The 14,718-nt window shown below is 43.4% G+C and carries 12 protein-coding genes and 2 riboswitches; of the genes, 10 read left to right on the top strand and 2 right to left on the bottom strand.

The features are described 5' to 3' along the window. The first annotated feature begins 162 nt into the window (after window positions 1–162). The 4 genes from DBT50_RS06610 (at window position 163) to DBT50_RS06595 (ending at window position 4,605) form a co-directional block, all read left to right on the top strand. Window positions 163–894, top strand: a complete 732-nt coding sequence (locus DBT50_RS06610) for a YebC/PmpR family DNA-binding transcriptional regulator (protein WP_060778542.1) — start codon at window positions 163–165, stop codon at window positions 892–894. Window positions 895–1,240: 346 nt separating this feature from the next. After that, window positions 1,241–2,575 (top strand): C1 family peptidase, encoded by a 1,335-nt coding sequence (locus tag DBT50_RS06605; RefSeq protein WP_111852518.1) that lies wholly within the window; start codon window positions 1,241–1,243, stop codon window positions 2,573–2,575. Window positions 2,576–2,840: 265 nt separating this feature from the next. Next, window positions 2,841–3,908 (top strand): ABC transporter permease, encoded by a 1,068-nt coding sequence (locus DBT50_RS06600; protein ID WP_111852519.1) that lies wholly within the window; start codon window positions 2,841–2,843, stop codon window positions 3,906–3,908. A 28-nt stretch (window positions 3,909–3,936) separates the two neighbouring features. Continuing rightward, window positions 3,937–4,605, top strand: coding sequence for an ABC transporter ATP-binding protein (locus DBT50_RS06595; protein WP_111853458.1), 669 nt, complete (start codon window positions 3,937–3,939; stop codon window positions 4,603–4,605). A 366-nt stretch (window positions 4,606–4,971) separates the two neighbouring features. On the opposite strand, the gene DBT50_RS06590 is transcribed toward DBT50_RS06595, so the two are convergent. Next, window positions 4,972–6,072: a YkvI family membrane protein gene (locus tag DBT50_RS06590; RefSeq protein WP_111852521.1), complete on the bottom strand. Its 1,101-nt coding sequence runs from the start codon at window positions 6,070–6,072 to the stop codon at window positions 4,972–4,974. 264 nt (window positions 6,073–6,336) lie between these two features. After that, window positions 6,337–6,422: riboswitch (Fluoride riboswitch) on the top strand. Window positions 6,423–6,471: 49 nt separating this feature from the next. Here DBT50_RS06590 and DBT50_RS06585 point away from each other — a divergent pair. The 6 genes from DBT50_RS06585 (at window position 6,472) to deoC (ending at window position 13,539) form a co-directional block, all read left to right on the top strand. Beyond that, complete coding sequence (locus DBT50_RS06585) at window positions 6,472–7,656, top strand: cation:proton antiporter domain-containing protein (protein WP_111852522.1); 1,185 nt, start codon at window positions 6,472–6,474, stop codon at window positions 7,654–7,656. A gap of 97 nt (window positions 7,657–7,753) precedes the next feature. Continuing rightward, window positions 7,754–7,845: riboswitch (THF riboswitch) on the top strand. A gap of 64 nt (window positions 7,846–7,909) precedes the next feature. After that, on the top strand, window positions 7,910–8,452 hold the full coding sequence (locus tag DBT50_RS06580) for a folate family ECF transporter S component (protein ID WP_070560512.1): 543 nt from the start codon (window positions 7,910–7,912) through the stop codon (window positions 8,450–8,452). A 121-nt stretch (window positions 8,453–8,573) separates the two neighbouring features. Further along, window positions 8,574–10,313 carry an ABC transporter ATP-binding protein gene (locus DBT50_RS06575; protein ID WP_111852523.1) on the top strand — a complete coding sequence of 580 codons (1,740 nt, stop codon included), beginning with the start codon at window positions 8,574–8,576 and terminating at the stop codon, window positions 10,311–10,313. Beyond that, window positions 10,314–12,050, top strand: a complete 1,737-nt coding sequence (locus tag DBT50_RS06570; protein ID WP_111852524.1) for an ABC transporter ATP-binding protein — start codon at window positions 10,314–10,316, stop codon at window positions 12,048–12,050. 78 nt (window positions 12,051–12,128) lie between these two features. Next, window positions 12,129–12,827 carry a DUF3800 domain-containing protein gene (locus DBT50_RS06565; RefSeq protein ID WP_111852525.1) on the top strand — a complete coding sequence of 233 codons (699 nt, stop codon included), beginning with the start codon at window positions 12,129–12,131 and terminating at the stop codon, window positions 12,825–12,827. 34 nt (window positions 12,828–12,861) lie between these two features. Continuing rightward, on the top strand, window positions 12,862–13,539 hold the full coding sequence (gene deoC, locus DBT50_RS06560; RefSeq protein WP_111852526.1) for a deoxyribose-phosphate aldolase: 678 nt from the start codon (window positions 12,862–12,864) through the stop codon (window positions 13,537–13,539). 90 nt (window positions 13,540–13,629) lie between these two features. On the opposite strand, the gene DBT50_RS06555 is transcribed toward deoC, so the two are convergent. Continuing rightward, a complete protein-coding gene (locus DBT50_RS06555; RefSeq protein ID WP_111852527.1) occupies window positions 13,630–14,715 on the bottom strand; it encodes an anti-sigma factor domain-containing protein in 1,086 nt (361 codons plus the stop codon). Between the last annotated feature and the right edge of the window lie 3 nt (window positions 14,716–14,718).

The following is a 14,718-nucleotide window of genomic DNA, read 5'->3' as shown; positions in this document are numbered from 1 at the left end:
CCTTATGAACTCCTAATTATTATAGCAAAAGTCTGGGTGACTGACTATGTGGATGACTGGACCAGTCCGTAAAAACGGAAGCTTGAACTTGCGCCATTTAGCTGTTTTTGGTAGAATTAAGAATTGTAGATTATAGACTAAAAACGAAAGAAGGTATGTTTCGTGTCGGGACATAATAAGTGGAGCAAAATTAAAAATACTAAGGGCGCTGAAGACGCAAAACGCGCTAAGATCTTCCAAAAATTATCGCGTGAAATTTATATGGCGGTAAAACAAGGTGGACCAGATGCGGATGCTAACCCATCACTTCGTATGGTTATGGACAAAGCTAAAGCAGCAAACATGCCTAAGACCAACATTGAACGGGCCATTGATAAAGGTAGCAATACCGCTGGCGGCGAAGACTACGATGAAGTCACCTATGAAGGCTACGGCCCTAATGGGATTGCTGTTTTTGTGGAAACCTTAACCGACAATACCAACCGTACCTTAACCAACGTGCGGACCATCTTTAACCGTAACGGCGGTAGCCTAGGTGAAAGTGGCTCAGTGGCTTATATGTTTGACCGCAAAGGCTATCTCGCTATTGAACGTGAAGACTTAGACGTTGATGAAGAAACCATGTTCATGGATGCTATTGACGCAGGTGCCGAAGACTTACAAACTTCCGACGAAGTCTTTGAAATTTATACCGAAGCCAATGACTTTGGAGCCGTTCGTGACGCCTTAGAAGAAAAAGGCTATAAACTCGCCACTTCTGAATTAACCATGGTACCAAAAACCATGATTGACCTCCCAGAAGACAAGAAAGCCACCTTTGAAACCCTCATTGAAAAATTAGAAGACGACGATGACGTCCAAAACGTCTATTACAACACCGAATTAGACGCGTAATAATAGAGTGTGACAAGCGCAAAAAGAGGGGAGACCATTGGAAGAAGTGCGCAGTAAATCCTCAAAGAGGATTTACAAGGACTTCTGAAATGGAGCTCACCTCGCGCTTGGAACAGGTTTGAGCAGGTTTGAGAGAGTGCGACAAGCGTAGTTGCTTGCCTTGCACTAGGAACACATTTTGACAAGAGCATTCTTACTTAAAAAATGGGCTGAGACTTTTGTCACAGCCTCTTTCTTTTATACAGATATTTATCCCAAAAAAGGGACTAAGCAGAAACAATAAATTATGTTATAGTGTAGGGGTAAATTTTTCAATCTAACTGATATAGAAAGAAGCGATGATTGCATGATTAATCAAGAATTAATTCAACAATTCCATGAAAAATATCATTCTGACCCTAAAAATAATGCCAGCGAACACGCTATCCGTGAAGTTGGCATTAACAAGGCCAGTGTCAATTATCAAGTTCGCCAAGAACATGACTTTAAATTCTCCGAAGAAACCAAACGTGGCAAGATCACTAACCAAAAACAAAGTGGTCGTTGCTGGATGTTCGCAGCCCTAAATACTGCCCGGGTTTCCACCATGGAAAAATTAAACCTAGAAACTTTTGAATTCTCCCAATCTTATACCTTATTCTGGGATAAGTTAGAGAAGGCTAATTTCTTCTTAACCAGTATTATTGATACCGTTGATGAAGCTCAAGACTCTCGCTTAGTTTGGCATTTACTCCAAACGCCATGTGAAGATGGGGGCCAATGGGAGATGTTTGCGGATATCTTGAAGAAATATGGTTCTGTACCAAAAGAAGTTATGCCTGAAACCTTCCATTCCTCTAACACCCATCTCTTGGATGAAGTCTTAGAAACCAAGCTACGTGAATTTGCGGCTCGTTTACGTCAGATGCATGAAGCTGGCAAATCAAAGGCAGACTTAGAAGCAAAACGTAATGAACAACTTTACTTTATTTATAATGTTTTAGTAAAGGCCTTAGGGGAAGTGCCAAGTCAATTTACCTACCAATACCGTGACAAGGATGACCAATTCCACCGGATTGAAGACATTACCCCACAAGAATTCTTCCAAAAATATACCAATCTCGAAGTGAACGATATGGTCAGCCTCTTAAATGCACCAACTGCTGATAAACCTTACCACAAGACTTATACAGTGGATTATTTAGGATCAATCGTTGAAGGTGAACCGATTAAGTATCTCAACGTCCCAATTGAAGCCCTTAAAGATGCAGCTATCAAAGCCATTAAAGACGGCTATCCAGTTTGGTTTGGTTCAGATGTGGGTAAGATGAGTGAACGTGAACTTGGTTTAATGGATACCAAGATGTACCGTTACCAAGATACCTTGGGTGAAAACTATACCTTAAACAAAGCCGAACGTCTTGACTATAGTGTTAGTCTCCTAACCCATGCTATGGTTTTAGTAGGGGTTAACTTGGACAAGGAAGGCAAGCCTACCCATTGGAAAGTTGAAAATTCCTGGGGTAAAAAGGTAGGAGATGAAGGGATCTTCTCCATGTCCGATGAATGGTTCGATGAATATACCTTCCAAATCACCGTACCTAGTCGCTATGTTGATGAAAAATTATTAGAAGAATATCAGCAAGAACCTGTTCATTTAAAACCTTGGGATCCAATGGGCTCTTTGGCTAAAGTTTATTAATGTTAAAACCGTAAATAAAAACTTCATATAATAACTAACAACCGCATGCGGTATTACTGCTTATGCTGGGAACAACTTCCAGCCCTAGAAGCAGTCTCAGCCCAGGGCGGTTGTTTTTTATTGGATAGAGAATAAAGTGAATTTTGATTCTTTAAATAGTCATTTTTAGCTTTTATAAAAAATAAAGTGAACACAGTTCATTTTTCTTGCTCTTGAAAAATGAGGGGCGTATAATCTTCCCTGTTCAATGAAGGAGGAAGAAAAAATGTTTTTAGCTTATAAAGAAATTATGCATAGCAAGGCCCGTTACTTATTAATTATGGGACTCCTGTTTTTAATTGCTTACTTGGTTTTCTTTTTAACCGGATTGTCATATGGGCTGGCCCAAGATAACCGTCTAGCCGTGGATGCCTGGTCAGCTGATCAAATTGTATTGGCAAGCGACAGTAACCATGTCTTGGGAAAATCAAATTTTGAAGCAGATTTAGCCAATGAAATTACTGCCGACCAAAAGGCACTCTTTTCGGAAATGCCGGGAGTGGTCAAATTGGATGAGGAGGGTGAGAAGATCAATGTTGCCTTCTTTGGGATCCAAGGGGATGAATTCCTCAAACCGGACCTGGTTGCTGGAAAGATGTTTGATGCCCCCGGACAAGGGGTTGTTGATATAAGTATGAAAGACCAATACGGTCTGGAAATAGGCGATAGTCTGCAAGTGGCCAATATTGATCACCCCATTAAAGTGGTCGGCTTTACTAAAAACCAACGCTTTTCCGTTGCTCCGGTGGTCTTTACCAGCTTGGAAGACCTTAAAGAAATTCGCTACAGTGGTCTAGGACAACTACCGGAGAAAGATTTTATTAATGCCGTGGTAATCCGTGGCCAAGCCCACCATGTTCCTGAGGACTTGGAGGCCATAAGTATTGAAGACTTTATCCAAGATATTCCCGGTTACCGGGCTCAGGTGGTGACTTTTAACTTTATGATTGGCTTTCTGATTGTGATTGCAGCTGTGGTGGTTGGCATATTTATCTATGTCTTAACCATGCAAAAGGCGCCGATTTTTGGCGTTATGAAGGCCCAAGGCATTGCCACCAGCTATATTGCTAAGTCGGTTCTTGGTCAAAGTTTTCTTTTAGCTAGTCTTGGGGTGGCTTTCGCCTTGCTGGCAACTTTGGCTTCTGCTTATTTACTGCCAGCAGCGGTGCCCTTTGCTTTAACTTGGGAGTATTTCCTCCTAGTGGGCATTTTAATCATCATTGCAGCGGTTATGGCGGCTTTATTCTCGGTCAGAGCCATTGCCAAGGTTGATCCCCTCGAAGCCATGGCCTAAAAGAGAAATTGAGTAAAGGAGTGTTCATATGAAAGCAATCGAATTAATAAATGTCTCTAAATCCTTTCAAGACGGCGATCAAATGATAGAGGCCTTAAAGCCGACTAATTTTTCCGTGAGTGATGGAGAATTTGTCGCCATAGTTGGTCCCTCAGGTTCAGGGAAGTCGACCTTCCTAACCCTGAGTGGCGGTTTACAAAGTCCAAGTCAGGGTGAGATTAGGATCAAGGGCCAAGCCTTTTCCAGTTTAAAGGAAAAAGACAGAGCTAAGCGCCGTTTCCAAGAAATTGGCTTTATCTTACAAGCTTCTAACTTAATTTCCTATTTAACGGTTCAAGATCAATTACGCTTAGTCGATAAAATCCAAGGCCACAGTCAAGCAGCCTATGCCCAAAATCTATTCCAGGAATTGGGAGTGGACCACTTATTAAATAAGTATCCAGCTGACTTGTCAGGCGGGGAGCGACAAAGGGTAGCTATTGCCCGGGCCCTCTATCCTGACCCTACTATCATCCTGGCTGATGAACCGACTGCTTCTTTAGATAGTCAAAGGGCTTTTGAAGTGGTTAATATATTGGCTAGAGAGAGTAAGGAGAAGAATAAGGCCATCATTATGGTTACCCATGATACCCGCTTAATCAATCAGTGTGACCGGGTTTTTGAAATGCGTGATGGTGTCCTCGAGGAAAGTCATTAATAAAAAAAGAGCCTGGGACAAAAGTCCCAGGCTCGTTTTAAAACACGAACTATCTATTCAAAACGTGCTCCAAAAGTCAGCCCTGACGTCCACTTCATACAGGGTGTAAGATTTGGCGTATAGGCTTGGATGGTTGGAGCAAGTCAGAATAAAAGCGAAGCATTCGCTTGTTTCTGACTTGTGAAACCACTCCAAGTCTGCCAAATTGAACCCAACTACGAACTATGTGCGATAGTTTTGCAACTATCTACCATAGTTCGCTCCAGTTGCTATAGCTGTTCGAAGCGCAAGCGAGTTACAGATATAGTATGCGTAGCTCTTCAGGGCTCTTTTGACTTTTGTCACACTCTCTTTTTCGTTTAGGCTTTAGTTTTTAGATTGATCTAAATCAACCTTTCCGTGGAGAATATCGTCCCGGTGACGGATGAATTGAACTAGGAGGAGCAAGAAAACGAAGACACCCAAGTAACCGATAAAAGGATAAACATAGGAGACTAAGCGGGTAAATCCGAAAGCAGAAAGTCCCAGTCCCACTAGAACCATCGGAATCATTAGCTTGGGGACCCGCTGAGGTTGGTTATAGGAGAAGCGTTTGGCTAAAGGGTAAAACATGCCGATAGCGGTGTTGAAGATCATTCCAAAGACCACCACACCCATAACAGCGCCCAGCAGGGGATGAATATCATCGAGGACCATAAGCATGGGCATCTCATTAGTATCCAGGCGTTGAATATTACCCACAATAGTAATATAAGCGGCTGCCTGTAAGACTGTCGTTACGAGTCCGCCGAGTATGCCACCAAGTCCCGCTTCAAAGGAAGATTCTTGGTTGCCCCCAATCACAATGGCCATGGAAACGCAGGTCATGATTCCTAGGGAAGTATAATTAATGGCAGATACCCACCAATTGGGGAGAGAGGTTTCTGCTTTTTGGGCCAGGTCCAAGGCTTCAGAGAAGGGGATAGGGGAGGCCATCAGGGTATAGATTGATGCCCCTATAATTAAGATTAAAACAAAGGGTGTAATGGCACCAATTAATTGGGTGACCTTGGTGGTATCTAAAAAGGCGGTTAGAATCAGTAATACCGTCAATAAGATACTACCTACCCAGGTGGGCAAGGAGAAAATCAGCTTTAAGTTAGTCCCCGCTCCAGCAATCATCACAAAACCAATTAAAAATAAGGATAAATTGATAGCAAGGTCAATCAATTTAGCAACAATAGGACTAGAAATTTTGTCAAAAACAATGCGGTGGTCCTCAGCGGAATAACGAAAACCATAGACTAAAAGTAAATAGCCGCCCATGGCAAAGAAAAAGCAGGATAAGATTAAAGCAAAAATACCTTCACGACCAAAGGCGACATAATATTGAAAGGCCTCTTGACCACTGGCAAATCCGGCTCCGACAATCACCCCGACATAAGCCAAGGCAATGGTAATTAAACGCATGAAACGTCCTGACTTCATATAAAATCCTCCTTACAAATAAATTAGTATCCTATGGCCAGTATAGCAGAGTGGTTTTTATTTTAAAATAAAGCGCTTTCATTAATTGAAAATAAATTTTCCTTACCTATATTCTTTACTTCTTTGTAAATTATCATCAGAAAGAGGTAAAGGTTAAGCTTAAGTTAAATTTTTCACTAGAAACTCCAATACATTTTTGTTTTTTGTTTGGATTAAAGTGGAAAGTGAAAAGTTCCTTGACAGAAAACCGATAATTATTTATGCTTAGACCAAGGAAATGAATGTCTTCCCAGGATTTACTCCTAAACCGCGCATAAGAATGCTTATGAGCTGATGACTTCTGCAAATAAAAGCAGAAGGGCATCAGCTTTTTTGCTTGAAAAGAAAAGGAGTAGAAAGATGTTATTGTTAAGTTTTGCCTATATTTTTATTTTAGGTTTGTTAGTCGAACGACTGTGTCAGTCTTTACGTATTCCTAGCTTAGTGGGTTATCTCTTTTTAGGGATTTTACTAGGGCCCTATGCCTTAAATTTATTGGATTCCACTATCTTAGACTTATCTGCGGATTTAAGACAAGTGGCTTTGATTATTATCCTGACTCGGGCAAGCTTGTCCTTAGATATCCGTGGCCTGATTAAGGTGGGTAGGCCAGCACTCTTGATGTGTTTTTTACCGGCAACTTTTGAAATGATTGCTACCAGTCTCTTGGCACCTAGCATTTTAGGGATCAACCAGGCTGACGCTCTAGTCCTGGGGGCGGTACTCGGTGCGGTTTCCCCGGCGGTTGTAGTTCCTAAAATGTTAAAACTGATTGATGAAGGCTATGGGACTGAAAAGCAAATCCCGCAAATTATTTTAGCCGGGTCGTCAGCTGATGATATTTATGTCTTGGTTCTTTTTTCTTCCTTCCTAGCTGTTGCTCAAGGAGGAAGTTTCCAAATTACCCAACTCCTGACTATCCCGATTTCCATTGTTCTAGGGCTCTTAGTCGGTGGCCTCTTGGGTGCTGGCTTAAATAGCCTCTTTGATCGTTTTGCCTTTAGCACTGCCAAGCAGTTGATTTTACTCTTATCCCTATCCTTTGTCTTGGTATCGGTGGAGAAAATCCTGCCAGCACTCCCATTCTCGGGAATATTAGCAGTGATGGCTATGGGGCTTGTGATCAATCGCCTGGACTCAGAAAAGGCGGTCAATCTCGGTCAATACTATAATAAATTATGGATCCCTGGTGAAATTCTGCTCTTTGTCTTAGTGGGCGCCTCTGTCAATATTACCTATGCCTTTCAAGCAGGCTGGCAACCGGTTCTTTTAATTGGTATGGTATTAATATTCCGGTCATTGGGTGTCTTACTATCCCTAGCCAAGACCCACCTAAGTCTTAAAGAACGCTTATTTTCAGTGATCGCCTACCTGCCTAAAGCAACGGTTCAGGCAGCCATTGGAGGTGTCCCCTTGGCAATGGGACTAGGATCCGGTGAAATTATTTTAACGGTTTCGGTACTAGCTATCCTAATTACTGCACCCTTAGGGGCTTTTGGAATTGACCTCACTTACCAAAAAATTTTGCAAAAAGAAGTTAAATAAGTAAAAATAAGGTTCAGCGCTACTATAGCCTGGGCCTTGTTTTTTCAAATTGTAAAGAAAGGGCTTTACTTTCAAGTGAAGAAGTCTATAATATTCACTGAGAGTAGGATTAATGCGTTAAGTGTCAGTGGACGGAATGTTGCTGCTGGACGAAGAGATTACTCGCGATGTTAATCCGCATTCGCTCAAATGCCATCGAGTGTAATGTCCCTTTTTGGGCCTCTCCAATGTATATTAGGAGGGTTTTTTTATTATGTTTAGAAAATGGTTACCTTTAGATGTCGCCTCATCACGGGTGATTACGGGTATGGGTTTATTGATGGCTTTAAACCTCTTACTCAACCAATTCCGTTTAGTTCTAGGACCAACCCTAGAAATCAGTTTTGCCTTTATACCATTAGCTATTATGGGTGCTTTTTATGGACCTATCTATGCAGGAATTGGCGCTGGTTTATGTGATGTGATTGGTTTTGTTCTGAGTCCAAGTGGCTTCTTCTTTCCTGGCTTTACCTTCAATGCGGTCTTAGCCGGTTTGATTTATGGCTTTGTTCTTTTCCGTCAAGGCTATAACTTGAAACGAATTCTCATCGCTAAAGTATTAACTACGGTGTTGATTTCATTATTCTTAACGCCTTTATGGCTCAATATGATGTACCAGTCCGGTTTATTTGCCTGGGCTAGAATCATTCGTACAGCGGTACTATTTCCAGTAGACCTATTTCTTCTGATTATTATTTTCAAGATGATCGAAAGAAGTCGGGCCGTCAAGAACATGCGCAGCCAAAGTGCTCATTAATAATTTGATTTAAATGATTTAAAAGACGGGTCTTCGGACTCGTTTTTTATTGACAAAAATTTGCCCAGCTTCTTGCATTGGAGTACCATAGTGAGAAGAAAAAGAAAACAGGAGTCTATTTATGCGAGTTAAAGATGTGATATTAGAAAATAAGGGAAAAGAGATACTGGCTTTTTCAGCCAAGCTGATTGAAGCGGTTCTGGAGTTAATGGTTCCTTATGTTATGGCAGATTTGATTAATAAGGGGATTAATCCTGGCAATACGACCTATATTTGGCAGCGAGGCTTGCTTTTGGTGCTTTTGCCATTCTTAGGCTATTGTTTTGCCTTGGTTTGTCAGTGGTATGCTTCTGTCACTATGCAGACAGTAGGCACTCGGTTAAGGTCAGCACTATTTGACCAAGTTAACCAGTTGACCTTAAATCAGCTCAACCAGGTGGGGGCGGATTCCTTAGTTACTCGGGTAACTAATGACACCAATAATATTCAAGAAGCAGTGGCCAGGGCCCTACGCCTAGCCTCGCGTTCACCAGTCATTGTCATCGGGGCCATAATTATGGCTTATCTGATTAGCCCCCAACTGTCTCCTATTTTTATTATTGCTGGCCTTATTTTGGGCCTAGCTTTTACAGGGATTACCCTCAATTCAAACCGCCGTTATCAAGGCATCCAGCATGGTTTAGACCGCTTGAGCCAGGTAGTTCGCGAAAATCTTAATGGGATCCGGGTCATTCGGGCCTTTGTTAACCAAAAAACAGAGATCCACCGCTTCCAGAAAGAAAATGACCACTTAGTTGACCAACAAATTCGAGTGGGCCAGGTCCAAGCCCTGGCAACCCCGATTTCTTTATCGGTGGTTAATATCGCTATCGGACTGATCCTCTATTTTGGGGGACGTTTAGTGAACAATGCCTATCTCATGCAGGGGGAGATTATTGCTTTAACTTCCTATATGACCAGTATCTTTTTAGCCTTGAGTGTTTTAGTGCGCTTATTAGTGGTCTTAAGCCGAGGCTTCGCTTCTGCCCGCCGGATTGATGACTTTTTAGCCTTGCCGATAGCAGGCGAAGAGCAGTCTGCTTCGGAGAAAAACAGCAAAAACGACCTGACACAATCTACAGGGCCTTTAGAAATCACTTTTAACCAGGTAAATTTTTCTTACAGTGACCGGCCCCTCTTAAGCGACCTCAGCTTTCAAATTCATGCAGGCGAATTTATCGGTATTATCGGAGGTACTGCAGCGGGAAAAACGAGCTTGGTTAACTTGATCTTAGCCTTCAACCAAAAACAAAGTGGGGAGATCATGATTAACGGTCAAGCCATTGAAAGTCTCTCCCTGAAAGGCTTACGTCAAGCCATTGCCCTAGTTCCTCAAAAGGCAGTGCTTTTCAAGGGCAGCTTGCGAGATAATTTGAAGATGGACCAGCCGAATATCTCTGATAATGACTTGTGGCAGGCTTTAGAAGAGGCCCAAGCGGCTGACTTTATCAAGCAGGCTCAGGGGCTAGACACCCCGGTTGACCAAGGCGGGATGAATTTTTCAGGAGGGCAGCGGCAAAGGCTAACTATTGCCCGGGCTCTGGCCCAACCCAGTCGGGCGATTATCCTAGATGATGCGGTATCTGCCTTAGACTTTGCGACTGAAGGGCGCTTACGGCAAGTGCTTCTGGAAAAGGAACAGACCCTCATCATGGTTTCCCAAAGGATTTCCTCGATTTTACATGCCGATAAAATATTAGTCTTAGACCATGGGGAATTAGTCGGCTTTGCTAGTCATGAAGAACTCTTAGCGACTTGCCCAACTTACCAAAAAATATACGCTAGTCAATACCCAGATAGCCAAGGAAAGGTGGAAGTCTAGATGCCAGTTGAAACCAGTAAACGCCTAGTTCAATATATTAAAGCCTTCACTGGCTATTTTGTGGGGATCTTAATGGCTTCGACCCTGGCCGTGCTTTTCCAAATTCTGATTCCAATCCAAATTGGTCGGGCAGTGAATTTATTAGTTTCGGCCGGGGCGGTAGATTTCTCCGCTTTGGGACGAGCGATCGGGCTTCTCATTCTCTTAGCCCTCTCAGCAGCATTGGCCGCTTACCTACAAAATGACCTAGCCAGCCGCTTATCCTATCGAATCTCCCACCAATTACGGCAAGAGGTCTTCTTTAAAATTCAATCACTTCCCTTGTCTTATTTGGATCAGCATGCCTATGGGGATATTGTTAGCCGGGCTATTAACGATGTTGATTACCTCAGTAATGGTCTCTTACAAAGCTTCACTTCCCTGTTTTCCGGACTGGCGACGATTGTAGGGATTATCATTATGATGCTGTCGCTCAATGCCAAGATTGGCCTGATTGTGATCGTTTTGACGCCCATTTCAGTACTTGTTTCTTCCTTGATTGCCAACCGGACCTACCGTTATTTTCAAGAGCAAGTGGCCTTGCGCGGTGAGCTAGGGGCCTACATGGATGAAATGGCCAATAACCAATATTTGATAAAAAGTTTTACTTATGAAGACCGGAGCCAAGAGCGTTTTGATGCCATCAACCTGCGTTTGCATGAGAGTGGGGTAATTTCTCAATTTTACGGGGCCTTGATTAATCCTACTGCCCGGCTGTTAAATGCCATGGTTTATGCAGCAGTGGGTCTTTACGGGGCCTTTGCGGTGGTCAATGGTCAGCTAAGTGTGGGGCTTTATTCCTCATTCCTTACCTATGCCAACCAATATACCCAACCCTTTAATGAAATTTCAGCGGTCATTAACGAAATGCAAACGGCTCTGGCGGCGGCGCAACGAATTTTTGATTTCCTAAACCAAGCTGATGCTGAGTCTGAAGGAGATCAAGTGGTTCTCGACCACTGCCAGGGTCAAGTGACCATTCAAGACCTTTACTTTTCCTATGATCCTAAGCGACCTTTGATTGAAGACTTTACTTGTCATGTCAAAGCGGGGGATACCGTAGCCATTGTGGGACCAACCGGAGCCGGGAAAACCACCTTAATCAACTTGTTGATGCGCTTCTATGAACCCGATGCTGGCCAGATTCTAATTGATGGCGTTGATACCCAGGACATGTCTAGGGACCAGGTTCGCCAATTGTTTGGTATGGTTCTCCAAGATGCCTGGATATTCCAAGGAACGGTAGCTGAAAATATTGCTTATGGCAAAGCAAAGGCCAGCCAAGAAGAGATCATCCAAGCTGCCCAGGCGGCGAGTTTACACCGCTTAATTGAACAGATGCCCGAGGGTTATGACACCATGCTAGAAGAAGGCGGCGCCAATATTTCCACGGGGCAAAAGCAGTTGATTTGTATTGCCCGAATCCTCCTGACTGATCCTGATATGTTAATTCTCGATGAAGCGACCAGTTCGATCGATACCGTAACGGAACAAGCTGTCCAAGCGGCCTTCGATAAACTGATGCAAGGGCGGACCAGCTTTGTGGTTGCCCACCGTCTGTCAACCATTCAAGAAGCCGATACCATCTTAGTTCTTGACCAAGGACAGGTGGTGGAACAAGGTCGCCATCAAGAATTACTGGCAAGACACGGCTTTTATTACAACTTATACAATAGTCAATTTGACCGTCAGGCTTAAGCAGGTCTGACTTTGGCTTATTGAATCGCCGTGTTACACTGGACCTAGATAGAAGGCTTAAGTGAAGGAGGAAAGACTGTGCAACTTTTTGTGGACGAATCCGGAATGATTACTACCGACCATAAGAAAAATTCGCGTTACTTTGTCATGGCCTTTGCCGAGACAGCAGACCAGAAACAGGTTCGTAGTGTTTTTCGCCAGGCTAAGAAGGAATACCTGGACCAGCATCCAGACAGCAATTTAGATATCCATCAGGAAATTAAGGGCTCAATGATGCCCAATGCCATGAAGGCGGCGGTATTTGATGCCTTGACTAAAGAAACTGATCTGACCTTCCATTATTTAGTCATTGATAATTTTCAACTCTATGATAATTTGCTACGGATCCCAGCTTTAACTTTTAACTATTTTATTGGTTTAGCGGTAGGGGCCATCGTTCATTCTCACCAAGACCGCCAAGAAAAGCTTTATCTGATGATTGATAATCGTAACCAAGCCATCCAATCCTTGAATTCCTTAGAAGAATACCTGCAGATTAAATTCACTATCGAAAAGAGACGTTTGGCGGATGTTCAGGTGGAATACCAGGATTCCAAGGAGCGGGATATGATCCAGGTGGCGGATATTTTTGCCAATACGGTTTTTCGGATTGCCCGTAATGAAGCCAATGGGGAAGTTGACCAAGTGAGTTTAGAACTCTTGGACCATTGTCGAATTGGGGGACAGCGCTTCTTTCCCCTGGGTAAAAATAATCTCGACTTTATGAGTGAAGATTAAGCTGTCAAGGATTGAATGCGAAAGGAAGGAAAGTATGAAGACCTTAGATGATTATGCACAAATGATTGACCACACTAATTTGCATGCTGACGCCAGTAGTCAGGTAATCCAGGAACTCTGCCAGCAGGCCATCGACTATCACTTTCGTATGGTAGCTATTAATCCCCTCCAGGTGGAGACCTGCCAGGAGTATTTAAAAAATAGTGATGTCCATGTTGGTGCAGCGATTGCTTTTCCTTTAGGTCAATTAACGGTTGAAGCTAAGCGCTTGGAAGCTCAAATAGCCATTGAAGCCGGGGCTGATGAGATTGACTATGTGGTGAATTTGACGGCAGTCAAGGACCAAGACTGGGAACTGGTTAAGTCAGAAATGCAGACCATGGCAAACCTCTGCCGTGACCATGAAGTGATTTCCAAGGTCATTTTTGAGAATTGTTATTTAAGTGATGACGAGATTAGACATCTGGCTCAAATCGCTAGAGAAGTAAAGATTGATTTTATTAAGACCTCAACCGGGTTTGGCCCCTCAGGAGCCAAGCTGGCTGACGTCCGCCTCATGAAGGATCTTGTTGGTGACCAAGTCAAGGTTAAGGCAGCCGGCGGAATTCGAACAGCTGAAGACTTCTTAGACATGGTTGATGCAGGAGCTGAGCGCATTGGAACTAGTGCTGGAGTCGAAATTATTCAAGCCTTAAAAGAAAAGATGAATTAACAAACTAATAAAGCCCTTACGGCTAGAAAAATCTTCCTAACGGTAAGGGCTTTGTTTTTATTTATAGGATGATATCAGTCGGATTAGAGACTAATCATCATCCCAATCATCGTCGTCCCAGTCATCATCCCAATCGTCATCGTCCCAATCATCGTCATCATCACTTGGATAATAACGCGGTGGGCTTTGGGGTTGACTTGGCTGCGGAGCGGGCTGAGCTGGCGCAGGCTGGCTTGGCTGGGGTGCAGGGCGACTTGGCGCTTGACGAGGTGTGGAGATTTCTGGTGCGGTTTGCGGTTGGTTTCCGGCTGGCGCACTTTGATCTTGCTGGTTGTTTTGCTGATTTTCTTCCTTTGAGTCATTAGAAGATTCTTGATTTTCTTCTTTCTTGTCTTCTTTTTCGTTTTCTTCGTTAGCTTTATCTTTATTCTTAATCGAACGGAAACTGCCGTAGCCACTTAGGCGGCTGGCTTTTTCCTGGTCAGATAAGTCATCGTTTTGGTCTTTATTCCAAATATCAAGCTGGTATTGGTCAACCAAGTAAGAAGTATAGGACCTACCTGCTTCCTTAGCAGCGCGGAATTCACTGGTTTCCCCTCTTAGGAAAATCAAGTCGCCGGAATAGCCACTATCTTGGAAGTATTTGCTGATGGCTGCTTCAATCTTTCGCATACTTTCTTCGTCCGTTTTAGTCATGGCGACTAGGATATTTTCATTTTTAGGATACTTGATACTTCCTAGTAGGGTTTCGAGGACTTCATTTAACCCTTTACCCTTGAGCTCACTATCTGACCGAGGCTGGGCATTGGCGTCATAGACTCCGGTGACTTGCTGGTCGCGATTGGTAGTGACTTGGACACTTGGATTTTGTCCAACAGCTAGGGCATTTTCTCGTTGCAGCCATTGACTAGCCCAAGTTCCTGTTCCAATGAGGAGAAGGGCCATTGCCGCTAGGGCGAGCGCCTTCCACCAGGGCTTAGCAGATCCTTTCCTTTTTGAGCGCATGGGGACGACCTTGTCTGTAGCTGCTGACTGAAAGAGATCTTCTTCGGTAACATAAATTCTTGCACCAACATGCATGCCAGCTTTGTTCTTGATCCGGATGACCTGACCAGACCGGCTCATGGCAAGACTATAATCTTCTTTCACTTCAATAATAACGACTTCTTGGTACATGTC

Source organism: Aerococcus tenax (assembly GCF_003286645.3).
Taxonomy (GTDB): Bacteria; Bacillota; Bacilli; order Lactobacillales; family Aerococcaceae; genus Aerococcus; species Aerococcus tenax.
This window is presented reverse-complemented; position numbering and strand designations above follow the sequence as displayed.